The sequence below is a fragment of the Enterobacter sp. JBIWA008 genome, assembly GCF_019968765.1.
In the GTDB taxonomy this organism is placed as follows: Bacteria; Pseudomonadota; Gammaproteobacteria; order Enterobacterales; family Enterobacteriaceae; genus Enterobacter.
Map to the genome: position 1 here is coordinate 4631004 of NZ_CP074149.1, position 23849 is coordinate 4654852.

General features: G+C 55.7%; 22 protein-coding genes. 5 read left to right on the forward strand and 17 right to left on the reverse strand.

Annotated features, from left to right (window positions below; translation table 11 throughout):
• The 8 genes from rffA to trxA all read right to left on the reverse strand — a co-directional run bounded on the left by rffA (position 1) and on the right by trxA (position 8595).
• Positions 1-1131 carry a dTDP-4-amino-4,6-dideoxygalactose transaminase gene (rffA, locus tag KGP24_RS22480; protein ID WP_223561842.1) on the reverse strand — a complete coding sequence of 377 codons (1131 nt, stop codon included), beginning with the start codon at positions 1129-1131 and terminating at the stop codon, positions 1-3.
• Positions 1132-1135: 4 nt separating this feature from the next.
• A complete protein-coding gene (gene rffC / locus KGP24_RS22485; protein ID WP_223561843.1) occupies positions 1136-1813 on the reverse strand; it encodes a dTDP-4-amino-4,6-dideoxy-D-galactose acyltransferase in 678 nt (225 codons plus the stop codon).
• Positions 1810-3072: a UDP-N-acetyl-D-mannosamine dehydrogenase gene (gene wecC, locus KGP24_RS22490; protein WP_223561844.1), complete on the reverse strand. Its 1263-nt coding sequence runs from the start codon at positions 3070-3072 to the stop codon at positions 1810-1812. The genes rffC and wecC overlap by 4 nt, the downstream gene beginning before the upstream one ends.
• Entirely contained in the window at positions 3069-4199 is a 1131-nt protein-coding gene (wecB, locus tag KGP24_RS22495; RefSeq protein ID WP_121423335.1) for a UDP-N-acetylglucosamine 2-epimerase (non-hydrolyzing), read from the reverse strand. Before wecB ends, wecC begins: the two co-directional genes overlap by 4 nt.
• Positions 4200-4255: 56 nt before the next feature.
• Positions 4256-5302, reverse strand: coding sequence for an ECA polysaccharide chain length modulation protein (gene wzzE / locus KGP24_RS22500; protein ID WP_223563560.1), 1047 nt, complete (start codon positions 5300-5302; stop codon positions 4256-4258).
• A 13-nt stretch (positions 5303-5315) separates the two neighbouring features.
• A complete protein-coding gene (gene wecA, locus KGP24_RS22505) occupies positions 5316-6419 on the reverse strand; it encodes a UDP-N-acetylglucosamine--undecaprenyl-phosphate N-acetylglucosaminephosphotransferase (RefSeq protein ID WP_223561845.1) in 1104 nt (367 codons plus the stop codon).
• Positions 6420-6660: 241 nt separating this feature from the next.
• Positions 6661-7920: a transcription termination factor Rho gene (gene rho / locus KGP24_RS22510; protein WP_008501566.1), complete on the reverse strand. Its 1260-nt coding sequence runs from the start codon at positions 7918-7920 to the stop codon at positions 6661-6663.
• Between the two features lie 345 nt (positions 7921-8265).
• On the reverse strand, positions 8266-8595 hold the full coding sequence (gene trxA, locus KGP24_RS22515; RefSeq protein WP_006179218.1) for a thioredoxin TrxA: 330 nt from the start codon (positions 8593-8595) through the stop codon (positions 8266-8268).
• Between the two features lie 144 nt (positions 8596-8739).
• Between trxA and rhlB the strand changes: the two genes are divergently transcribed.
• Positions 8740-10008: an ATP-dependent RNA helicase RhlB gene (gene rhlB, locus KGP24_RS22520; protein WP_223561846.1), complete on the forward strand. Its 1269-nt coding sequence runs from the start codon at positions 8740-8742 to the stop codon at positions 10006-10008.
• A gap of 6 nt (positions 10009-10014) precedes the next feature.
• Entirely contained in the window at positions 10015-11499 is a 1485-nt protein-coding gene (gene gppA / locus KGP24_RS22525) for a guanosine-5'-triphosphate,3'-diphosphate diphosphatase (protein WP_223561847.1), read from the forward strand.
• Positions 11500-11555: 56 nt separating this feature from the next.
• Here the strand turns inward: gppA and rep are convergent, their stop codons facing one another.
• Positions 11556-13580: a DNA helicase Rep gene (rep, locus tag KGP24_RS22530; protein WP_223561848.1), complete on the reverse strand. Its 2025-nt coding sequence runs from the start codon at positions 13578-13580 to the stop codon at positions 11556-11558.
• Positions 13581-13692: 112 nt separating this feature from the next.
• On the opposite strand from rep, the gene ppiC (KGP24_RS22535) reads away from it, so the two are divergent.
• Both ppiC (KGP24_RS22535) and ppiC (KGP24_RS22540) read left to right on the forward strand, forming a co-directional pair.
• Complete coding sequence (gene ppiC / locus KGP24_RS22535; protein ID WP_223561849.1) at positions 13693-13974, forward strand: peptidylprolyl isomerase PpiC; 282 nt, start codon at positions 13693-13695, stop codon at positions 13972-13974.
• A 50-nt stretch (positions 13975-14024) separates the two neighbouring features.
• Entirely contained in the window at positions 14025-14306 is a 282-nt protein-coding gene (ppiC, locus tag KGP24_RS22540; protein WP_023309650.1) for a peptidylprolyl isomerase PpiC, read from the forward strand.
• Between the two features lie 93 nt (positions 14307-14399).
• Here ppiC (KGP24_RS22540) and ilvC read toward each other — a convergent pair whose 3' ends face one another.
• Positions 14400-15875, reverse strand: a complete 1476-nt coding sequence (gene ilvC / locus KGP24_RS22545) for a ketol-acid reductoisomerase (protein ID WP_023333828.1) — start codon at positions 15873-15875, stop codon at positions 14400-14402.
• A 152-nt stretch (positions 15876-16027) separates the two neighbouring features.
• On the opposite strand from ilvC, the gene ilvY reads away from it, so the two are divergent.
• A complete protein-coding gene (ilvY, locus tag KGP24_RS22550) occupies positions 16028-16918 on the forward strand; it encodes an HTH-type transcriptional activator IlvY (RefSeq protein ID WP_223561850.1) in 891 nt (296 codons plus the stop codon).
• A gap of 45 nt (positions 16919-16963) precedes the next feature.
• Here the strand turns inward: ilvY and ilvA are convergent, their stop codons facing one another.
• The 7 genes from ilvA to ilvL all read right to left on the reverse strand — a co-directional run bounded on the left by ilvA (position 16964) and on the right by ilvL (position 23513).
• Complete coding sequence (ilvA, locus tag KGP24_RS22555) at positions 16964-18508, reverse strand: threonine ammonia-lyase, biosynthetic (RefSeq protein WP_134348982.1); 1545 nt, start codon at positions 18506-18508, stop codon at positions 16964-16966.
• Between the two features lie 2 nt (positions 18509-18510).
• Positions 18511-20361: a dihydroxy-acid dehydratase gene (gene ilvD, locus KGP24_RS22560; protein ID WP_213823072.1), complete on the reverse strand. Its 1851-nt coding sequence runs from the start codon at positions 20359-20361 to the stop codon at positions 18511-18513.
• Positions 20362-20420: 59 nt separating this feature from the next.
• Positions 20421-21350, reverse strand: a complete 930-nt coding sequence (ilvE, locus tag KGP24_RS22565; RefSeq protein WP_023326297.1) for a branched-chain-amino-acid transaminase — start codon at positions 21348-21350, stop codon at positions 20421-20423.
• A gap of 18 nt (positions 21351-21368) precedes the next feature.
• Positions 21369-21632 carry an acetolactate synthase 2 small subunit gene (gene ilvM / locus KGP24_RS22570; protein WP_006179206.1) on the reverse strand — a complete coding sequence of 88 codons (264 nt, stop codon included), beginning with the start codon at positions 21630-21632 and terminating at the stop codon, positions 21369-21371.
• Positions 21629-23275, reverse strand: coding sequence for an acetolactate synthase 2 catalytic subunit (gene ilvG / locus KGP24_RS22575; RefSeq protein WP_223561851.1), 1647 nt, complete (start codon positions 23273-23275; stop codon positions 21629-21631). The genes ilvM and ilvG overlap by 4 nt, the downstream gene beginning before the upstream one ends.
• Positions 23276-23277: 2 nt before the next feature.
• Positions 23278-23328: a peptide IlvX gene (gene ilvX / locus KGP24_RS22580; RefSeq protein WP_166792073.1), complete on the reverse strand. Its 51-nt coding sequence runs from the start codon at positions 23326-23328 to the stop codon at positions 23278-23280.
• A gap of 86 nt (positions 23329-23414) precedes the next feature.
• Positions 23415-23513, reverse strand: coding sequence for an ilv operon leader peptide (gene ilvL, locus KGP24_RS22585; protein ID WP_001311244.1), 99 nt, complete (start codon positions 23511-23513; stop codon positions 23415-23417).
• Between the last annotated feature and the right edge of the window lie 336 nt (positions 23514-23849).

The following is a 23849-nucleotide window of genomic DNA, read 5'->3' on the forward strand; positions in this document are numbered from 1 at the left end:
TCAGCCGAAATAACTCAGAAGGGTATTAATCACCGTACGCTGGTTAACAGGCGCGAGGTTGTAGAACAGTGGCAGGCGAAGCAAACGCTCACTTTCTTTGGTAGTGTAGCGGTCTTCGCCCACAAAAGTGCCAAATGCTTCTCCGGCCGGGCTGGAGTGCAGCGGGATATAGTGGAACACCGCCATAATTTCGGCCTCTTTCAGCCAGGCAATGAGCTCGCTGCGGTCGTCGTTATCGCGCAGCTTGATGTAGAACATATGCGCATTGTGGACGCAATCTGCCGGTATGGTCGGCAGTTCAATACGCCCGGCTTTGGCCAGAGGCTCAAGCGCATCGTAATACGTTTGCCACAGGGAAAGACGCTGAAGGTTGATACGTTCCGCCGCTTCCAGCTGCGCCCACAAGTACGCCGCCTGCAGGTCCGCCATCAGATAGCTGGAGCCAATATCGCGCCAGGTGTATTTGTCTACCTGCCCCCGGAAAAACTGGCTGCGGTTGGTGCCTTTTTCGCGGATCACTTCCGCACGCTCCACGAGAGCCCGGTCGTTAATCAGCGTCGCGCCACCTTCTCCACCCGCCGTGTAGTTTTTGGTTTCGTGGAAGCTAAAGCAGCCAATGTGGCCGATAGTGCCCAGCGCGCGTCCCTTGTAGGTGGACATCACGCCCTGTGCGGCATCTTCCACCACGAACAGATTATGTTTTTTGGCGATGGCCATGATGGTATCCATTTCACAGGCCACGCCCGCGTAGTGAACCGGCACGATCGCGCGCGTTTTGTCAGTGATCGCCGCTTCAATCAGCGTCTCATCAATGTTCATAGTATCCGGGCGGATATCCACAAAGACGATTTTCGCTCCGCGCAGGACAAAGGCGTTCGCTGTGGAAACGAAGGTATAGCTCGGCATAATCACTTCATCACCGGGCTGGATATCCAGCAATAGTGCCGCCATTTCCAGCGATGCCGTACAGGACGGGGTCAGCAGCACTTTGGCGCTGCGAAAACGCTGTTCCATCCACTGCTGACAGCGACGGGTAAAACCGCCGTCACCACAAAGTTTGCCGCTGCCCATGGCAGACTGCATATAGTCGAGCTCAGTTCCGACAACGGGTGGTGCGTTAAATGGAATCATCTTGTCACCTGTATAACCAGTAGGCGGTGGCGTCGATGTTGGCACCACTCGCAATATAACGTTTAAGCGCGGCGGTGTTGCCCAGTTGGGTCGCTACCCGCAGCGTCACAAGCTGTTGCTGCTGCGCCCAGTACAGCGCCGCCTGCATAAGTTTTTCACCCATGCCGCGCCCGGCTAATAGGCCAATACGCGCCTCGTGCTCGTTGAGCTTACGCAGCGAGACGAACCCCTGGATTTGACCGTCTCCTGCACGGAAAACCAGGCAGACGTGGTCGAAGGTGCCCTTGACCGCATTTTCTATCCACTGGGCATAGAAACGTCCGCTATCGTCAGGTGCATACCAGGGCGTACGAAAGCGACTCTGTGCAAACGCCTGAGCCGCCATCTGACGCAGCACGGGAATATCCTGCTCGGTTGCCATTTCCGCGCCGGACGCATCGTGCCGGGTGAGGGTAATGGAAAGGTCTACCTCACCTTCAACCAGCTGAAAGCCGCCTTGCTGGAGCGCGTCAAGCAGGTCGGTACGCTCCGCCGGGATCTTAGCCTGCACCCGTTTCCAGGCGCAAAAATCCGATTCAGCCAGCACCGGCGCGTCATCGCGCAGACGCACGATGGCCGACGGCAGGCCGAAAAAGGCAGTCTCCCACTGCAGGGACTCGAGCACCCCATTCAGGCTGTTCAACGCCAGACACCTTTGGTATCCACAATATACTGCTGACGAACAGCATCGCCGGACGTCGCTTTAAACTCTTTATGATCCACCAGCAGCACCAGCACGTCCGCCGTCGCCAGCGCGTCGTCCAGCGCAGTCAGCGTGCAGTGCCCCGCCAGTTTTGTCGGCAATTCATGAATATTCGGCTCAACCACCAGCGTTTCACCCTTGTGCCATGCGGCAATCATCTCGGCAATTTCCATCGCCGGGCTTTCACGCAGATCGTCAATATTGGGTTTAAATGCCAGACCAAAGCAGGCAATTTTCAGCTCGCTGGCGCGCTTGCCGCTCTCTGCCAGACAATCCGCTACCGTCGCTTTAACCTGATTGAGCACCCAGTGAGGCTTGCTGTCGTTCACTTCACGCGCGGTGCGAATCAGACGCGCCTGCGCCGGATTTTGCGCCACGATAAACCATGGGTCGACGGCGATACAGTGTCCGCCCACGCCCGGGCCTGGCTGGAGAATGTTTACACGCGGATGGCGATTCGCCAGGCTAATCAGCTCCCAGACGTTAATCCCCTGATCGGCGCAGATCAGAGACAGCTCGTTCGCGAAGGCGATATTTACGTCACGGAAGCTGTTTTCCGTCAGCTTGCACATCTCGGCGGTGCGGGAGTTGGTCACCACGCACTCACCTTCCAGGAAAATCTTGTACAGCGCGCTGGCACGTTCGGAACAGACGGGCGTCATACCGCCAATAACGCGGTCGTTTTTAATCAGTTCGACCATGACCTGGCCCGGCAGCACGCGCTCCGGACAGTAGGCGATGTTGATATCCGCCCGCTCCCCCGCCTGCTGCGGGAAGCGTAAATCAGGGCGCGCGTCGGCCAGCCACTTTGCCATTTGCTCGGTAGCGCCGACCGGAGAGGTCGACTCCAGGATCACCAGTGCCCCTTTCTTCAGCACAGGAGCGATTGATTTTGCCGCCGCCTCGACGAAAGCCATGTCGGGCTCGTGGTCGCCTTTAAACGGGGTGGGGACGGCAATCAGGTAGGCATCCGCTTCAACTGGGCTCGTGCTGGCACGCAGGAAGCCCCCCTCTACCGCCTCTTTCACCACGCGGTCAAGGTCGGGCTCCACAATATGAATTTCGCCACGGTTAATGGTTTCCACCGCACGGGCGTTGATATCCACACCGACAACCTGTTTCTGACGAGAGGCAAACGCCGCCGCGGTGGGCAAGCCGATGTAGCCAAGACCAATGACAGAGATGGTAGTAAAACTCATAGCGATACCCGATTGTGTTTAAGTGCATGCAAAATACGACCACAAGCCTGCCCATCTCCATACGGATTATGGGCCCGGCTCATCGCCTGATAGGCTTCATCGTCGTGCAGCAGGCGCGTGACCTCTTCGACGATCAGCTGTGCGTTGGTACCGACCAGACGCACCGTACCGGCTTTGACGGCTTCCGGACGTTCGGTCGTTTCACGCATCACCAGTACGGGTTTGCCGAGGGATGGCGCTTCTTCCTGAATTCCGCCGGAATCGGTGAGGATCAGCCAGGCATGGTTCATCAGCCAGACAAACGGCATGTAATCCTGCGGTTCAATCAGAAGGACATTTTCGACATGGCCCAGGATCCGGTTAACCGGCTCGCTGACGTTAGGATTGAGATGGACCGGATAGACAATTTGCACATCGTCGTTCTGCGCGGCGATTTCAGCCAGCGCGTGACAGATTTGCTCAAAACCCCGGCCAAAGCTTTCGCGTCGGTGGCCAGTGACCAGAATGGTTTTTTTGCCGTTGTGAAGGAACGGATAGCGGGCAGCGAGCTCTTTCTGAAGATCGCTATTTGCCAGGACGCGGTCACGTACCCAAATTAACGCGTCAATGACCGTATTACCGGTCACAAAGATTTTGTTATCGGCGATATTTTCACGCAGCAGGTTCTGACGCGAGTTTTCCGTTGGCGCAAAATGGTACATCGCCAGATGACCCGTTAACGTGCGGTTGGCCTCTTCCGGCCACGGCGAATAAAGATTGCCGGTACGCAAACCCGCCTCAACATGCCCCACGGGAATTCGCTGGTAAAACGCGGCCAGGCTTGTCGCCACGGTAGTGGTGGTGTCACCGTGTACCAGCACCACGTCAGGTTTGAATGACTCCAGGATCGGCTTAAGCTCTTGCAGAATTCGACAGGTTATCTCCGTTAGCCCTTGCCCCGGTTTCATAATATTAAGGTCGTAATCCGGGACGATGGAAAAGAGCGTTAAAACCTGATCGAGCATCTCACGGTGTTGGGCAGTGACGCACACTTTCGCTTCAATATCAGGATCGCTGGCCAGCGCATGAACCAGAGGTGCCATCTTAATGGCCTCCGGCCTGGTGCCAAATACGGTTAGTACTTTCACATCGATTCTCTTCGATTAGGCGATGAAGGCCGCAGCCTTCATCGTAGACGGCGTTCTTAGTTTTTGCGACGACGCGTTAACGCCACGCCAGCACCCGTCAGTGCGCCTACAATCCCCCACATAATCATCAGGAATGCACGACGCGGACTATCGCGTTTTACAGGTTCTTCAGGCGTTCGCAAATAACGATAGGTCTGAAAACGCGGGTCCAGGGATGGACCGACATTAAGCGTATTGAGCATCGCCCGATTTTGATCGTAATCGAGGTCAAAATCAGGACCGACGGCCTTCAGGTTTTCCAGACGCGCCTGCAGCATAGGGCGACCTAGAAGGAACATTTCAGAGTCAGGCAGTTCATCAGCCGGCACGTCCGTCTCAGTACGGGAAATATTGTGCTGTTCCGCAATTTTCAGCGCCTGCTCAATGTTATGCACGCGGCGACCGAAAATGGTATTCGCCACCTCTTCCTGACGTTTCACCTGCGCCTTCATCTGGATGGTACGGGCCGCCCAGGCACCTTTAAGCTCTTCGTTAAGATGGCTTGCAGCACGCTGGCTGGCAAACGCGACGTACTGGCGCAACAGGTTGTTGGCATCCGGCGCGGTTTCTGCAATCAGCTTGACGCTGTCATTCACGTTACGTAGCGCGTCGCCCGGCATAAACTGAATATTGTTAATCAGATCGTCCAGCAGGGCGGCATCGGCTTTGGTGTTATCAACCCGACGCTGCTTGTAGTAATCCGTCTGGGACCAGAAGTCGCGACGCGTATCCCACGAAGCCAGCTGCATCACAAACTCTTTATAGGCCTCATCCATAACGGAAGCCTGGTCAGGTGTGGCAAGACTCGCTTTGATATCCAGGTTACGCAGGAATTGCTGCTGGGAATAATATCCCCCGAGCATGTTAACCGTTGGCTTGTCTGTAATTGCCGTGGCGCTCCACTCTTGCTTTGCAAAGAAAGTATAGGCCAGCGCTAACAGTGCAAACCCCAGCGCGATCCCCGCGATCCAAAGTTTGCCTGCCCATAACACGCGAAACAAACCCCGAATATCCAGTTCATTCTCAGTTACCACTGATTTCGCTCCCGTCAACGGTTGAGTCATCATAGTCCCGGTTTTACTTAGTTAATGTTGTATGTTTGCCACTGTTACGACGCATCCTGCGCTTAATACGTTTAATGAAGCGTGCTACCTTCCATGCGCGCTTGATGCAGTAGCCATAGAGAGAAAAAGCCAGCAAGAACAATACCAACATAGCCCATTCAGGCATAAAATGTGTATATTCCGCCGTCACGCCAATCCCCGCTAGAATAGCAGCCGCAAGGGTAATAAGCACAAATGCCTGCCTGGAAGTGAATCCGGCTCGCATGATCAAATGATGAATGTGCTGACGGTCAGCAGAGAAAGGGCTCATCCCTTTACGCAGGCGGCGATACATAATCGCAACCATATCCATTAACGGGATAGCAATAATCCATAATGCCGTTACAGGGCTAATGGGGTGTACATCACCCTGAGTGGTTTCCAGCAGGATCCAAATAATCGTAAAGCCGATAAGCGTGCTACCCGCATCACCCATGAATACTTTATAGCGTCGGCCTAAGGCCCCGAGATTTAACAAGATATATGGCAAGATGGCCGCAATCATGGCAAAACACCACATAGCAAGGCTATATTGCCCATCGAACCATAGAATGAAACCAATTGCGGCAAATGAGACGCAGGACAGGCCTCCCAGCAAACCATCAATACCGTCAACCATGTTGAACGCGTTAATCGCCACCCACACGGCAAAAAGTGTCAGGAAATAGCCGAACGGGCCGAGTTCCATCTCCCAGGAGCCAAAAATATAGCCAAGGCTACTCAAGTGCAACTTAGCGAACACCATCATAGCAATCGCCACAGCTGCCTGAACGAAGGCGCGGATTTTGACGCTAATATCATAACGATCGTCAAGAGCACCAACCACCACAAGCACCGTCGCACAGGTCAGGTACAGTCTGGCATGCGGAATATAGTAATCCGCGATGGCGAATGTGAAGCAGATCCCCGCAAAAACAGAGATACCACCGACCAAAGGGATCATACCTTGATGACGCTTACGGAAGTTGGGTTTATCCACTAACCCCAGATATTTCGCCACCTTACGTGCCAGAAACAAAAAGCAGGTGGTAAACAAGAAAATACTGGTTAGTTCAGCAAACGTATCAAGTAGGTTCACAATGGATGTTCTCAACAAATGTTAGTCAAGGAAGTATAACCATCAAGGCGCTGAGCCTGAAGTTATAAAGCAAACCTCTTTCAATTCCATTTGTTTATTATTCAAGCTATTAATGTTTTTACTGTGCGAATTATCTTATTGTCGCATCGACCAGTCAAAATTGGGAGTAGATGGTACTAGCGTATAGTCCATAAAAGAAAAACGCCACGTAAAAACGTGGCGTCTACTGGCTTTATTTACGTTACGAGCGTTTCATCATGTCGAAGAAATCGTCGTTGGTTTTGGTCATCGCCAGTTTGTTAATGAGGAACTCCATCGCGTCAATTTCACCCATTGGATGGATGATTTTGCGCAGGATCCACATTTTCTGCAGCTCTTCCTGCGTGGTGAGCAGCTCTTCTTTACGGGTACCAGAACGGTTGTAGTCGATAGCCGGGAAGACGCGTTTTTCTGCAATTTTACGAGAAAGATGCAGTTCCATGTTACCTGTACCTTTAAACTCTTCGTAAATAACTTCATCCATTTTGGAACCGGTATCGATCAGCGCCGTCGCGATGATGGTCAGGCTACCGCCCTCTTCCACGTTACGTGCGGCACCGAAGAAGCGTTTCGGACGGTGCAGGGCGTTAGCATCCACACCACCGGTCAGCACTTTACCGGACGCCGGCACCACGGTGTTGTAAGCACGCGCCAGACGGGTGATGGAGTCAAGCAGGATGATCACGTCTTTCTTGTGCTCAACCAGGCGTTTCGCCTTCTCGATAACCATTTCCGCAACCTGAACGTGGCGAGATGCTGGCTCGTCGAAGGTGGAAGCAACCACTTCACCTTTAACCAGACGCTGCATCTCGGTCACTTCTTCCGGACGTTCATCAATCAGCAGCACCATCAGCACGCAGTCTGGGTGGTTATAGGCGATGCTCTGCGCGATGTTCTGCAGCAGCATGGTTTTACCCGCTTTTGGCGGTGCCACAATCAGACCACGCTGGCCGCGACCAATTGGTGATGCCAGATCCAGAACACGCGCGGTTAAGTCTTCGGTCGAACCGTTACCACGCTCCATGCGCAGGCGAGAGTTCGCGTGCAGCGGCGTTAAGTTCTCAAAGAGGATCTTATTACGCGAGTTTTCCGGTTTGTCGAAGTTAACTTCATTGACTTTCAACAGCGCAAAGTAGCGTTCACCCTCTTTAGGAGGACGAATCTTACCTGAAATGGTGTCACCAGTGCGGAGGTTGAAACGGCGGATTTGGCTGGGGGATACGTAGATGTCGTCAGGGCCGGCGAGGTAGGAGCTGTCTGCAGAGCGGAGGAAACCAAATCCGTCTTGCAATATCTCCAGCACACCGTCGCCAAAGATATCTTCGCCACTCTTAGCGTGCTGCTTCAGGATGGCGAAAATGATGTCCTGCTTGCGCATACGAGCCTGGTTTTCCAGCCCCATATTTTCGCCGAGAGTGATCAGCTCAGAAACCGGCGTATTCTTTAATTCGGTAAGATTCATAATGGTGTGGGTTCTTAAACTCGGGGTGATTCTCGAACTTAATGTTGTGAATGGTATGGCAGGGTCATCCATGCCTGTTTAGCGGCCATCAACTCATGTCTGTTCGCTGTCTGGTCACAGGGAAAGAACGCAGAACTGAAACGACAAGACGGATTGAGTGACAAGCCCGGAATTTAGCCACTTCACGCACTGTTCATGTTAACAACGGGAAGTATCGGGTAAAACAAGATTCAAACAACAAGATATGTTTAAAACGAAGTCATAGCTAACTTAGCACGACTTCAGCCGGGCGTCCAGAGTTCCACATCATTTAGCCGGGAGCTCTGAACGCGCAGCGGAGAAACCTTACGCCAGGTTAGCGTCCAGGAACTCTTTCAGTTGACCTTTAGACAGCGCGCCCACTTTGGTCGCTGCCACTTCGCCGTTTTTGAACAGCAGAAGGGTTGGGATGCCACGGATACCGTATTTTGGTGCGGTGCCCGGGTTCTGGTCGATGTTCAGTTTGGCAACGGTCAGTTTGCCCTGATATTCGTCAGCGATCTCATCCAGAATCGGGGCGATCATTTTGCAAGGACCACACCATTCAGCCCAGAAATCGACGAGGATCAGCCCGTCAGCCTTAAGTACGTCCGTGTCAAAACTGTCGTCAGTCAGGTGAATAATTTTATCGCTCATATATAACTCCACAGGAATAAGCCTGGTACGTTGGTTTTGTCTCCACCAACGACGTGTTGATGTCGCATTAACCAACTAAAGGTTGACTTTATTTCACCGGATACGCTTTCGTAAAGCAATAGTAAGCTGATATTCTACCACACTATGAGCAAAACACATTTAACAGAACAGAAGTTTTCCGACTTCGCGCTGCACCCGAAGGTGATTGAAGCCCTTGAAAGTAAAGGGTTTCATAACTGCACGCCCATTCAGGCCCTCGCGCTGCCGCTGACGCTGGCCGGTCGCGATGTTGCCGGGCAGGCGCAAACCGGTACCGGCAAAACGATGGCGTTTTTAACGTCAACGTTTCATTATTTACTTTCTCACCCAACGATTGCAGACCGCAAAGTTAACCAGCCGCGCGCGCTAATTATGGCCCCGACGCGAGAACTGGCGGTACAGATCCACGCAGACGCTGAACCCCTGGCGCAGGCTACCGGCCTGAAGATTGGACTTGCCTATGGCGGCGACGGCTACGATAAACAGCTGAAAGTGCTGGAAAGTGGTGTGGATATCCTGATTGGTACCACCGGCCGTCTTATCGATTACGCCAAACAGAACCACATTAACCTCGGCGCAATCCAGGTTGTGGTGCTTGATGAAGCTGACCGCATGTACGATCTGGGCTTCATTAAAGACATTCGCTGGCTGTTCCGCCGTATGCCTCCGGCCAATCAGCGTCTGAATATGCTGTTCTCTGCAACCCTCTCATACCGCGTACGCGAGCTGGCGTTCGAACAGATGAACAACGCCGAATATGTAGAAGTGGAACCTGAGCAGAAAACGGGTCACCGCATTAAAGAAGAGCTCTTCTATCCTTCCAATGAAGAGAAAATGCGTCTGCTGCAAACGCTGATTGAAGAAGAGTGGCCAGATCGCGCCATTATCTTCGCGAACACCAAACACCGTTGTGAAGACATCTGGGGCCATCTGGCTGCAGACGGTCACCGTGTTGGCCTGTTGACAGGCGACGTGGCGCAGAAAAAACGCCTGCGTATTCTGGAAGAATTTACCCGTGGCGATCTTGATATCCTGGTCGCAACCGACGTAGCGGCACGTGGTTTACACATTCCGGCCGTGACGCACGTCTTTAACTACGATCTGCCAGACGACTGCGAAGACTATGTACACCGTATCGGTCGTACCGGTCGTGCGGGCGCAAGCGGTCACTCGATTAGCCTTGCTTGTGAAGAGTATGCGCTGAATCTTCCAGCCATTGAGACTTATATCGGTCACTCTATTCCGCAGAGCAAATACAATCCGGAAGCGCTGTTAAGCGAACTGCCGCCGCCTAAGCGTCTAACCCGCCCACGCTCCGGCAATGGTCCGCGTCGTTCTGGCGGCGCACCGCGTAATCGTCGTCGTTCAGGTTAAGAAAATATGCTCAGCTCCACCTCGCTTTATGCGGCAATTGATCTCGGTTCGAATAGTTTTCATATGCTGGTTGTGCGCGAGGTGGCGGGAAGCATACAAACGCTGACGCGCATCAAGCGCAAGGTCCGCCTCGCGGCGGGCCTGAGCAGCAATAATCACCTCTCCCCTGAAGCCATGGAACGTGGCTGGCAGTGTCTGCGGCTCTTTGCCGAACGTCTGCAGGATATCCCGCACGCCCAAATCACCGTGGTCGCCACTGCGACACTCCGCCTGGCGGTTAACGCCGTGGATTTCATTGCCAGAGCGCAGGAAATTCTGGGGTGTACGGTACAGGTTATCAGCGGTGAAGAAGAAGCTCGCCTGATTTACCAGGGCGTTGCACATACCACGGGAGGTGACGATCGCCGTCTGGTGGTGGATATCGGCGGTGCCAGTACCGAGCTTGTGACCGGCACCGGCGCGCAGGCAACGTCGCTGTTCAGCCTGTCGATGGGCTGCGTGACCTGGCTTGAGCGCTACTTTACCGATCGGAACCTGGCGAAAGAGAACTTCGACGAGGCAGAAAACGCCGCGCGCGAGGTGTTACGCCCGGTAACGGATGAACTGCGCTATCACGGCTGGAAAGTCTGCGTGGGTGCCTCAGGTACGGTGCAGGCTCTCCAGGAAATCATGATGGCGCAGGGAATGGACGAGCGGATTACGCTTGCCAAACTTCAGCAGCTGAAACAGCGCGCCATTCAGTGCGGACGCCTGGAAGAGCTGGAAATTGAAGGCCTGACGCTGGAACGCGCGCTGGTCTTCCCGAGCGGGCTGGCCATTCTTATCGCCATTTTCACCGAGTTGAACATCCAGTGTATGACCCTGGCCGGCGGCGCGCTGCGCGAAGGTCTGGTCTACGGGATGTTGCATCTGTCGGTCGATCAGGATATCCGCAGCCGTACCCTGCGCAACGTGCAGCGTCGTTTTCTGGTTGATATCGATCAGGCAGGACGTGTGTCGCAGCTGGCGTCACGCTTCGCCGATCAGGTCGCGAACGCCTGGGACCTTGATCATCTGAGCCGGGATTTACTGCTGAGCGCCTGTGCGCTCCATGAAGTCGGACTGAGCATTGATTTTAAGCAGGCACCGGCTCACGCAGCGTATCTGGTACGCAACCTTGATTTACCGGGCTATACACCCGCGCAGAAAAAATTGCTGGCAACGCTGCTGCTGAACCAGACCAATGCCGTCGATCTCTCCTCTTTGCATCAGCAAAACGCCGTACCGCCGCGCGTGGCCGAGCATATGTGCCGCCTGCTGCGTCTGGCGATCCTGTTTGCCAGCCGCCGCCGCGATGATTTGCTGCCCGCCATTAATCTGGTGGCCGATGACGAGAAGCTTTCGCTGACGCTGCCGGAGAACTGGATTGATCGTCACCCGTTAGGGGCAGAAATGATCGAGCAGGAATGCCAGTGGCAGAGCTATGTGCACTGGGTGCTGGAAGTAAAGTAAGATAGTGAAACATGCCGGGTGGCGCTGCGCTTACCCGGCCAACAATCCCTTCGGACTCATCCTTTCTCTTTGGCTTTTGCCAGCATGGCGCGGATGTTCGCCACGTTAGCCTGCCCCTTGTGCATCCGCTCTTCTGCGGTAATTACTTTGCGCTCCTGTTCCCAGATCACGTCATCCTGCGGCAGTTCCAGCAGGAAACGACTCGGCTCCGGGCGAACCAGTTCACCATACTGGCGGCGCTCTTTACAGAGCGTGAACGTCAGCTCTTTCTGCGCACGGGTGATCCCCACGTAGGCCAGGCGGCGCTCCTCGTCGACGTTGTCTTCATCAATGCTGCTCTGGTGCGGCAACAATCCCTCTTCCATACCGACCAGATACACATACGGAAACTCAAGCCCTTTTGACGCATGCAGCGTCATCAGCTGAACCTGATCGGCCTCTTCTTCGCTCTCGCCGCGCTCCATCATGTCGCGCAGGGTAAAGCGGGTGACCACCTGCGTCAGGGTCATTGGCTCGTCGATTTCAGAGCCCTCCAGCATTTCTGTCATCCAGCTGAAGAGCTGGTTAACGTTTTTCATGCGCATCTCAGCCGCTTTCGGGCTGGCTGAGGTTTCATACAGCCAGGACTCATAGTCGATGCCGTGAATGAGATCGCGCACTGCCGCCACCGGCTCGCGCTCCGCGAGACGCTGCACTTCGCCGAGCCAGTGGGTGAAGCGGGTTAACGAGTCATACCCGCGTCCGGTTAACGTTTGGCTCAGCCCCATGTCAAAGCTGGCGGTAAACATACTTTTATTGCGGGTCATCGCCCACTCGCCGAGCTTTTGCAGCGTCGCCGGGCCAATCTCGCGTTTTGGCGTATTCACGATGCGCAGAAACGCGCTGTCGTCATCCGGGTTAGTGAGCACGCGCAGATAGGCCAGCAGATCTTTAATTTCTGGTCGTGAGAAGAACGACGTGCCGCCCGAGATTTTGTACGGAATGCGGTTCTGCATCAGCATCTTTTCAAAGACGCGAGACTGGTGATTGCCGCGATAGAGGATCGCGTAATCCTTATATTCGGTTTTGTTGACGAAGTGGTGCGCGATGAGTTCGCCCGTCACGCGCTCCGCTTCATGATCCTCATTATTGGCGCTGAGCACTTTCAGCTCCGTACCGTAGCCCAGTTCGGAGAAGAGACGCTTCTCAAAGACGTGCGGGTTATTGGCAATCAGGATGTTTGCTGCCTTCAGGATACGTCCTGAGGAGCGGTAGTTCTGCTCCAGCTTAATCACCTGCAGGGCGGGGAAATCTTTGCTCAGCAGCACCAGGTTTTGTGGGCGTGCACCGCGCCAGGAGTAAATTGACTGGTCGTCGTCGCCTACCACGGTGAAACGCGCGCGCTGCCCCACCAGCAGCTTCACCAGCTCGTACTGGCTGGTGTTGGTGTCCTGATATTCATCCACCAGCAGGTAGCGGATTTTATTCTGCCAGCGCTCGCGCACTTCTTCATTGCGCTGCAGCAGCAGCGTGGGCAGCAGGATCAGGTCGTCAAAGTCCAGCACGTTGCACGCTTTCATATGCGCATCGTACAGACCGTAGCAGTGGGCGAAGATCCGATCCCGTTCGCCTTTGGCGATCGCCGCGGCCTGGGCCGGCATCATCAGATCGTTTTTCCAGTTCGAGATCGTCGAGATCAGCTGCTGCAACAGCACTTTGTCATCTTCGATCAGCCCCTCGGTGAGCTCTTTGAGCAGCGCCACCTGATCGGTATCGTCAAAGAGCGAGAAGTTGGACTTCATTCCCAGCGCCGCATACTCGCGTTTTATGATATCCAGCCCCAGCGTGTGGAAGGTGGAGATCATCAGGCCGCGCGCCTCTTTACGGCCCAGCGTCTGACCGACACGCTCTTTCATCTCGCGCGCCGCTTTATTGGTAAAGGTGACCGCTGCAATGTGTCGCGCCTGATACCCGCAGTTGTGGATCAGATGGGCGATTTTATTGGTGATCACGCGGGTTTTACCCGAACCGGCCCCTGCCAGCACCAGGCATGGTCCAGTAACGAATTCGACCGCTTGTTGTTGTCCAGGGTTTAAACGCATGGGAGTATTGCTCAATCTTCGAACGGGGTGTGGATTGTAGCAGAAAGCCGGGCGCAGATTTACCGGCTGATGATAAAGTGGAGAAATCGCGTTTAACCCGTAGAGCAGAACCATGAAAAAGACCGCAGCAGCCCTGCATATTCTGGTAAAAGAAGAGAAACTGGCCCAGGAGATCCTGGCCAAGCTGGAGCGCGGCATCAGCTTTGATCATCTGGCGAAGCGTTACTCTAAATGCCCGTCCGGGCGCAATGGCGGGGATCTTGGCGAGTTTCAACAAGGTGCGATGGTCGGCCCGTTCGATCGGGCAGTCTTTAGCTGCCCGCTTCTGAAGCCCTGTGGCCCGGTAAAAACCAAATTTGGCTACCATATCATTAAGGTGCTTTATCGCCGCTGACGCGTGGTATATTGCGCCCCGATTTATCTCAACCTATTCAAGGCACGATCATGGCAAAAACAGCAGCAGCAGTGCACATCCTCGTTAAAGAAGAGAAACTGGCTTTAGATCTTCTGGAGCAGATTAAAAACGGTGCCGACTTCGGCAAGCTGGCGAAGAAGCACTCTATCTGTCCGTCAGGCAAACGCGGCGGCGATCTGGGTGAATTCCGCCAGGGCCAGATGGTTCCGGCGTTCGATAAAGTGGTGTTCTCCTGCCCGGTGCTGGAGCCAACCGGCCCGCTGCACACGCAGTTCGGCTACCACATTATTAAAGTTCTGTATCGGAAATAAACAGCAAGGCCTTCTCTAAGAGAAGGCCTTGAATGTTTGCACCCTCTCCCCGTGGGAGAGGGCCGGGGTGAGGGCATCAGCCCGCACCAGGTGTTAACCCGCTACCGCGATACGCTTCATATCGGTCATGTAGCCGCGCAGTTTGTGACCCACTTTCTCGATCTGGTGGCTGCGAATCGCTTCGTTCACATCGCGCAGCTGCGCGTTATCCACGGCACCTTCCGCAATCGCTTTACCCAGATCGCCCGTCTGCAGAGTGGTCATAAACTCTTTCAGCAGCGGTACGCAGGCGTAAGAGAACAGGTAGTTACCGTATTCTGCGGTATCAGAAATAACCACGTTCATTTCATACAGACGCTTACGGGCGATGGTGTTCGCGATCAGCGGCAGCTCGTGCAGAGATTCGTAGTACGCAGACTCTTCGATGATGCCGGAATCCACCATGGTTTCGAACGCCAGCTCAACGCCTGCTTTCACCATTGCGATCATCAGTACGCCTTTATCAAAGTACTCCTGCTCGCCGATTTTACCTTCATACTGTGGTGCGGTTTCGAACGCGGTTTTACCGGTCTCTTCACGCCAGGTCAGCAGGTTTTTATCGTCATTCGCCCAGTCCGCCATCATGCCGGAAGAGAATTCGCCGGAGATGATGTCGTCCATGTGTTTCTGGAACAGCGGTGCCATGATGGTTTTCAGCTGTTCAGACAGCGCGTAAGCACGCAGTTTTGCCGGGTTGGACAGACGGTCCATCATCAGCGTAATACCGCCCTGCTTCAGCGCTTCGGTGATGGTTTCCCAGCCGAACTGAATCAGTTTTTCCGCGTATGCCGGGTCGGTACCCTCTTCCACCAGCTTGTCGAAGCACAGCAGAGAACCGGCCTGCAGCATGCCGCACAGGATGGTCTGCTCGCCCATCAGGTCAGATTTCACTTCGGCAACGAAGGAAGATTCCAGCACGCCCGCACGGTGGCCGCCGGTCGCCGCTGCCCATGCTTTGGCAATCGCCATGCCTTCGCCTTTCGGATCGTTTTCCGGGTGTACCGCGATCAGGGTCGGCACGCCGAAACCACGCTTGTACTCTTCACGTACTTCGGTACCCGGGCACTTTGGTGCCACCATCACCACGGTGATGTCTTTACGGATCTGCTCGCCCACTTCAACGATGTTAAAGCCGTGGGAGTAACCCAGCGCGGCGCCGTCTTTCATCAGCGGCTGTACGGAACGCACTACGTCAGAGTGCTGCTTGTCCGGCGTCAGGTTAACCACCAGATCCGCCTGCGGGATCAGCTCTTCGTAGGTACCCACTTTGAAGCCGTTTTCGGTTGCTTTGCGCCAGGAAGCACGCTTCTCAGCAATCGCTTCTTTACGCAGGGCATAGGAGATATCCAGACCGGAATCACGCATGTTCAGGCCCTGGTTCAGACCCTGAGCGCCACAGCCGACGATGACCACTTTTTTACCCTGAAGGTAGCTCGCGCCATCGGCAAATTCGTCGCGCGCCATGAAGCGGCATTTGCCCAGCTGCGCCAGCTGCTGGCGCAAGTTCAGTGTATTAAAGTAGTTAGCCATGGGTGATACCTCGTGATGTTGTGTGTCTTATTGTTCGGTTCGCGTTTCAGCGAGAATGTACCCACATTACAACAGGAAATTTATTGCGGAAATTGATATATTCACAACGTCATGTTGCAATTTTTGCAATATAAAAAGAGGGAGTGGAATCGGTGGATTTACGCGATCTGAAAATGTTCCTGCACCTGGCGGAAAGCCGTCATTTTGGCCGCAGCGCCCGGGCGATGCACGTTAGTCCTTCCACGCTTTCGCGCCAGATCCAGCGCCTTGAGGAAGATCTCGGCCAGCCGCTGTTCGTGCGCGATAACCGCACCGTCACCCTCACGGAAGCGGGCGAAGAGCTGCGTATTTTTGCCCAGCAGACGCTGTTGCAATACCAGCAGCTGCGGCACTCGATTGACCAGCAGGGGCCGTCACTTTCCGGCGAGCTGCATATTTTCTGCTCCGTGACCGCCGCCTATAGCCATCTGCCGCCCATTCTCGACCGCTTCCGAGCGGCGCATCCGTCGGTTGAAATTAAACTCACCACCGGCGACGCCGCCGACGCAATGGAAAAAGTGGTCACGGGTGAAGCGGATCTCGCCATTGCCGGGAAACCCGAAACCCTGCCGGGGGCGGTGGCATTCTCAATGCTGGAGAATCTGGCGGTGGTACTGATTGCCCCGGCGCTGCCCTGCCCGGTGCGTAACCAGGTGTCGGTGGAAAAACCGGACTGGTCCACGGTGCCGTTTATCATGGCCGATCAGGGGCCGGTGCGCCGCCGCATCGAGCTGTGGTTCCGCCGCCAGAAAATTAGCAATCCTTCGATTTACGCCACGGTCAGCGGCCATGAGGCGATGGTGTCGATGGTGGCGCTGGGCTGTGGCGTGGCGCTGCTGCCGGAAGTGGTGCTGGAAAACAGCCCCGAACCGGTGCGCAATCGCGTGATGATTCTGGAGCGCAGCGACGAGAAGACGCCGTTTGAGCTTGGCGTGTGCGCACAAAAAAAGCGGCTGCATGAGCCGCTTATTGATGCGTTCTGGAAGATATTGCCGAACCACTGAAGCCGGGTGGCGCTACGCTTACCCGGCCTACGCGCAGCTCTACCACTAGCCTGCCAGGAAGAAGCGGAACGCCGGGTTATGGGTTTCGTCGTGACACTCATAGCCCAGCTCGTTGAGCCGCGTTTCAAAATCAGGCTCGTGCTCGCCCAGTTCGAACGCCGCCAGCACGCGGCCGTAGTCGGTGCCGTGGCTACGGTAGTGGAACAGAGAGATGTTCCAGTGCGTGCCCAGCGTGTGCAGGAACTTGAGCAGCGCGCCCGGCGATTCCGGGAACTCGAAGCTGAACAGACGTTCCCTGAGCGGCTTCGATGGACGCCCGCCGACCATGTAGCGCACGTGCAGCTTCGCCATCTCGTCGTCAGAGAGATCGACCACGCTGTAGCCGCCCTCATGCAGCAGGTTGAGGATCTCTTTGCGCTCCTCCACGCCGCGGCTCAGACGCACGCCGACAAAAATGCAGGCGTCTTTGGCATCGGCAAAACGGTAGTTAAATTCCGTTACCGAACGGCCGCCCAGCAGCTGGCAGAACTTCAGGAAGCTGCCCTTCTCTTCAGGAATCGTCACCGCCAGCAGCGCTTCCCGCTGTTCGCCCAGCTCGCAGCGCTCGGAAACGTAGCGCAGACCGTGGAAGTTCACGTTCGCACCAGACAGCACGTGCGCCAGTCGCTCGCCGCGAATGTTGTGCTGCGCAATGTATTTCTTCATTCCCGCCAGCGCCAGCGCGCCTGACGGTTCCGCCACCGCACGCACATCCTCGAACAGATCCTTCATCGCCGCGCAGATGGCGTCGCTATCAACCGTGATGATATCGTCGAGATACTCCTGGCACAGGCGGAAGGTTTCGTCCCCAATGCGCTTCACCGCCACGCCTTCGGCAAACAGCCCGACGCGCGGAAGGTCTACCGGATGCCCGGCATCCAGCGCCGCTTTCAGGCAGGCAGAATCTTCCGCTTCAACGGCGATGACTTTGATCTGCGGCATCAGCTGCTTGATCAGCACTGCGACACCTGCAGCAAGGCCGCCACCGCCAACCGGAACGAAGACGCGGTCGAGGTGGGCATCCTGCTGCAGCAGTTCCAGCGCCAGCGTGCCCTGCCCGGCAATCACCATCGGGTGGTCGAACGGCGGCACCCAGGTAAAACCCTGCTGCTGCGCCAGCTCAATCGCTTTGGCTTTCGCTTCGTCGAAATTAGCCCCGTGGAGCAGCACTTCCCCGCCGAAACCGCGTACCGCATCGACTTTGATATCCGCCGTGGCAACCGGCATCACGATTAACGCTTTCAGCCCCAGACGCGCAGACGAAAACGCCACACCCTGGGCGTGGTTGCCAGCCGACGCGGTAATGACGCCGCGCGCTTTCTGCTCGTCGGTCAGTCCGGCCATCATCGCGTAGGCGCCGCGCAGCTTAAAGCTGTGCACCGGCTGACGGTCTTCGCGCTTCACCAGAATAACGTTGTCGAGACGCGAGGATAGTTTTTCCATTTTCTGCAGGGGCGTGACCTGCACGGCTTCATAGACCGGCGCGCGCAGCACCGCTCTCAGGTATTCCGCCCCCTCGGGGGCGGCGGATAAGGGTTGTGACTCGGCCATCATTAGCCCCCAAGTTTAGATTTATCGCGCACCGCGCCTTTATCTGCACTGGTGGCAAGGCTCGCGTAAGCGCGCAGGGCGAAGGAAACTTCACGCTGGCGGTCTTTCGGCGTCCAGGCTTTATCGCCGCGGGCTTCCTGCGCTTCACGACGGGCCGCAATTTCCTGGTCACTCAGCTTGAGCTGAATGCCGCGATTCGGAATGTCGATTTCGATCAGGTCGCCGTCTTCGATGATGGCGATGTTGCCGCCGCTTGCCGCTTCCGGGGAAACGTGGCCGATAGAGAGGCCGGAGGTTCCGCCGGAGAAACGCCCGTCGGTAATCAGCGCACAGGCTTTACCGAGGCCCATGGATTTCAGGAAGGTGGTTGGATAGAGCATCTCCTGCATGCCCGGGCCGCCTTTCGGCCCTTCGTAGCGAATGACAACCACGTCGCCTTCCACCACTTTGCCGCCGAGGATCGCGTCTACCGCTTCATCCTGGCTTTCGTACACTTTCGCCGGACCGGTGAATTTCAGGATGCTGTCGTCCACGCCTGCGGTTTTCACGATGCAGCCGTTTTCCGCGAAGTTACCATACAGCACGGCCAGACCGCCGTCTTTGCTGTAGGCATGTTCCAGCGAGCGGATGCAGCCTTCGGCGCGGTCATCGTCCAGGGTATCCCAGCGGCAATCCTGCGAAAACGCCTGCGTGGTGCGAATACCGGCGGGACCGGCGCGGAACATTTTTTTCACCGCGTCGTCTTTGGTCAGCATCACGTCGTACTGGTCCAGCGACTCCGGCAGCGTCAGGCCGAGCACGTTTTTAACCTCACGGTTCAGCAGACCGGCGCGATCCAGCTCGCCCAGAATACCGATGACGCCACCGGCACGGTGCACGTCTTCCATATGGTACTTCTGGGTACTCGGCGCAACCTTACACAGCTGCGGCACTTTGCGGGAGAGCTTGTCGATATCGCTCATGGTGAAGTCGATTTCGGCTTCCTGCGCAGCAGCCAGCAGGTGCAGAACGGTGTTGGTGGAACCGCCCATCGCGATATCCAGGGTCATGGCGTTCTCGAACGCGGCTTTGCTGGCGATGTTGCGCGGCAGCGCGCTGGCGTCGTCCTGCTCGTAGTAGCGTTTGGTCAGCTCAACGATGCGCTTACCGGCGTTAAGGAACAGCTGCTTACGGTCAGCATGGGTCGCCAGCAGCGAGCCGTTGCCCGGCTGAGAAAGACCCAGCGCTTCAGTCAGGCAGTTCATGGAGTTGGCGGTGAACATTCCGGAACAGGAGCCGCAGGTCGGACACGCGGAGCGTTCCACCTGGTCACTCTGCTCGTCAGAGACTTTCGGGTCCGCGCCCTGGATCATCGCATCGACCAGGTCGAGCTTGATGATTTTGTCGGAGAGCTTGGTTTTCCCCGCTTCCATTGGACCACCGGAGACGAAGATCACCGGAATGTTCAGGCGCAGGGAGGCCATCAGCATCCCCGGGGTGATTTTGTCGCAGTTGGAGATACAAACCATCGCATCGGCGCAGTGGGCGTTAACCATGTACTCAACCGAGTCAGCGATCAGCTCGCGCGACGGCAGTGAATAGAGCATGCCCCCGTGCCCCATCGCGATACCGTCATCCACCGCAATGGTGTTGAACTCTTTCGCCACGCCGCCGGAGGCTTCGATTTGCTCGGCAACCAGCTTGCCGAGATCGCGCAGGTGCACGTGGCCCGGTACGAACTGGGTGAAGGAGTTCACCACGGCGATAATCGGCTTGCCGAAATCGGCGTCGGTCATTCCGGTGGCGCGCCACAGAGCGCGGGCACCCGCCATATTACGGCCGTGGGTGGTGGTGGCTGAACGATACTTAGGCATGCTTTATTTACTCCCGTCTGACTATTAATGGGACGGTGCGTGCCGTCCCAAATTTATGCTTAGTGATTAACCTGATCCAACCAGCCGTATTTATCTTCTGTTTCGCCGGTGAAGAGGCCAAAGAACGCTTGCTGAATACGTTTGGTGACCGGACCGCAGCGGCCTTCGCCCACCTGGATACCGTCCACGCTGCGTACCGGCGTGATTTCAGCCGCCGTACCGGACATAAACACTTCATCCGCCAGATACAGGGATTCGCGGGACAGCACCTGCTCGCGCACTTCGATACCCAGGTCTTTCGCCAGCTTGATGATGGCGTCGCGGGTAATGCCCGGCAGCGCAGACGAGGTGAACGGCGGCGTAAACAGAATGCCGTCTTTTACTTCAAACAGGTTTTCGCCTGCGCCTTCGGAGATGTAGCCGTTCACATCCAGCGCAATACCTTCCTGATAGCCGTGACGGCGCGCTTCGCTGCCGACCAGCAGTGAAGAAAGATAGTTACCGCCCGCTTTCGCGGCGGTCGGGATGGTGTTTGGCGCCACGCGGTTCCAGGAAGAAACCATTGCGTCGATCCCCTGCTCCAGGGCTTCTGCACCCAGGTAAGCACCCCACGGGAACGCGGCAATGATCACATCGGTGTTGTATCCGGCTGGCGGATTCACGCCCATGCCGACGTCGCCCACGAACACCAGCGGACGGATATACGCGCTGGTCAGGTTGTTCTTGCGGATCACGTCGCGGCAGGCTTCCATCAGCTCGTCGACGCTCTGGGAAACCGGGAAACGATAAATTTTGGCTGAGTCATGCAGACGCTGCATATGTTCGCGATGGCGGAACACCACTGGTCCTTTGTGAGAGTCGTAGCAACGGATGCCTTCAAATACGGAGGTACCGTAGTGCAGCGCGTGGGACATCACGTGAACCTTCGCATCCTCCCAGCGAACCATCTCACCGTTGAACCAAATGTAATCAGCTTTTTTTGTCGTCATATTCTCGTCCTGTCACGCTTAAGCGCGGATTTGTTGTGATGTGGTTGTGCTCTGGCAGATGGCAACATGGGCAACGTCTACCAGCTTTGATAATTGACTAAACAGTAAGTCGACCGACCGCGGGCTGGCAACGGTTAATTCGATACTGATGTTCTGCGCGTCGGTGGCCGTCTCCATATTCATAGAGCAAATCTGAAAACCACGATGACGCACCACGCGCAAAACGCGTTCTAAGGTTTCCGGGTTGAAGCGAGCCTGTACGGCGACCTGATGCTGCATCATGATAATTTCTCCATCATTTGTGAGTTACTGGCACCAGGCGGTACCAACGGCCAGACGTTCTCGAGTTCGTCGATTGAGACATGAAGCAGGTAAGGCCCATCGCTGTTCAGCATGGTGTCGAGCGCCGCTTCAACCTGATCTTTACGGGTGATGTGCTGTCCAGGGATGCCAAAGGCGCTGGCCAGGGTGAGGAAATCGGGGTTATCGGTGAGCGTCGTTTCGCTGTAACGCTCCTGGAAGAAGAGCTGTTGCCACTGGCGAACCATCCCTAAACGCTGGTTGTCGAGCAAGACGATTTTCAGCGGCAACTGCTTACGCTTAACGGTGCCGAGCTCCTGAACGTTCATCATGAAGGAGCCGTCACCGGAGATACAGATAACGGTATCGTTCGGGCGAGCAACCTGCGCGCCAACGGCTGCTGGCAGACCGAAGCCCATCGTCCCTAACCCGCTGGAGGTGATGAAATTTTCCGGGCGGGTGTAGGTCATGTGCTGCGCGGACCACATCTGGTGCTGGCCTACGTCGGTGGTGACGACGCTATCAGCCGGTTTACGGTCGGACAACTGCTTCAACAGCAGCGGCGCGTAGATGGCCTCGCCGGGGTGGTCGTAACGCCAGGCGTGCTCGGCACGCATGTCTGCGGCGTGCTGACGCCATGGGTTGATATCCAGCGGCTGCTGCAGCGCCGGTAACAGCGCGTTGAGATCGCCCTGCAGCGCCACGTGCGCCTGACGCAGCTTGTTCATCTCCGCCGGATCGATATCCATATGAATGACTTTGGCGTTCGGCGCAAAGGTATTCAGCTTCCCGGTGACGCGGTCATCAAAACGGGCACCTACGGCGATGAGCAGATCGCACTCCTGCACCGCCAGGTTTGCCGCTTTGGTGCCGTGCATCCCCAGCATGCCCAGATAGTACGGGTAGTCTGCATCTACCGCACCCAACCCTTTCAGCGTGCAGGTCGCTGGCATCCGCGTTGTTGCGATAAATTCACGCAGGGCGGGAACGGCCTGCGCCATGCCGACGCCACCGCCAACGTAAAGCATCGGCTGTTGCGCCTGCGCCAGCATCTGACGGGCCTCTTCAACTTCCGCTTCCGGAAACGCATCATCGCTTTCAACGGTGGAAAAGTGCGGTTCCAGATCGCCGAGTGCCACCTGGATATCTTTCGGGATATCCACCAGAACCGGACCGGGACGACCAGAGTTTGCCACTTCGAACGCTTCTGCCATTACGCGCGGCAGCTCTTCCAGAGACTGGACGAGGAAGCTGTGTTTGGTGCAGGCCAGCGATAAACCGAGGACGTCGACTTCCTGGAAAGCATCTGTACCGATGAACGGAGTCGCCACCTGTCCGGTGATGGCAACAACGGGAACGGAATCCAGCAGCGCGTCAGCCAGACCGGTGATGAGGTTAGTTGCGCCCGGGCCTGAAGTCGCCATACACACGCCGGTTTTACCTGTCGCTCGGGCATAGCCAATGGCTGCCATCGCTGCGCCCTGCTCGTGTCGGCACAAGAGATGTTCCACGCCGCCGTCATACAGTGCATCGTAAATCGGCATAATTGCGCCACCCGGATAACCGAATACTGTTTCGACTCCCTGCGCGCGCAACGCATGTACTACCCACTGTGCCCCATTCATAGTTAGTTCCCCGTCATAAATCGGGAGAAACAGAATTTTGTGCTAGTCGTCATTATCTGCTCCTCATTTACATTTTTTAGTCATAAAAAAACCCCCGGACCTTTCGGTGCGGGGGTCTTAGTTCGTTAAGGCTTGATTTTTAAGCCTTTCCTCGTCCAAGTGCAGCCCCGCACGGTGGGATAATAATCACCACCACGCTAATCACGACCAGGCTAATCACTCGTAGAAGGGCTGTCATTTTCAGTTCTTTTTGCATCTTGTTCGAAGGAATACCTAAAGAGTTATCACAGTTTTTAAATCAAACACAAGATTTATTTATGACGGATTTGATTAGGCAGCGAATCATATTTCTTAAAGCCGTTGTTTTATATACGGAAATTAGAAAATGAATGTTTTTCATTTTTTTACTGCGATTCTGACCGTCAAAACGAGGCTTTTTACATTCTGCGAGGAGGATTCCAGGGTTATGCAATGGTTTCAGTGCGCGCTTAAAATCTCTGAATAAGCAGCGTAAATTCGCAAAATGACGCTAAAAAGACAAAACTGGTGCTGGCATAGTCACACCAGGAGGTAG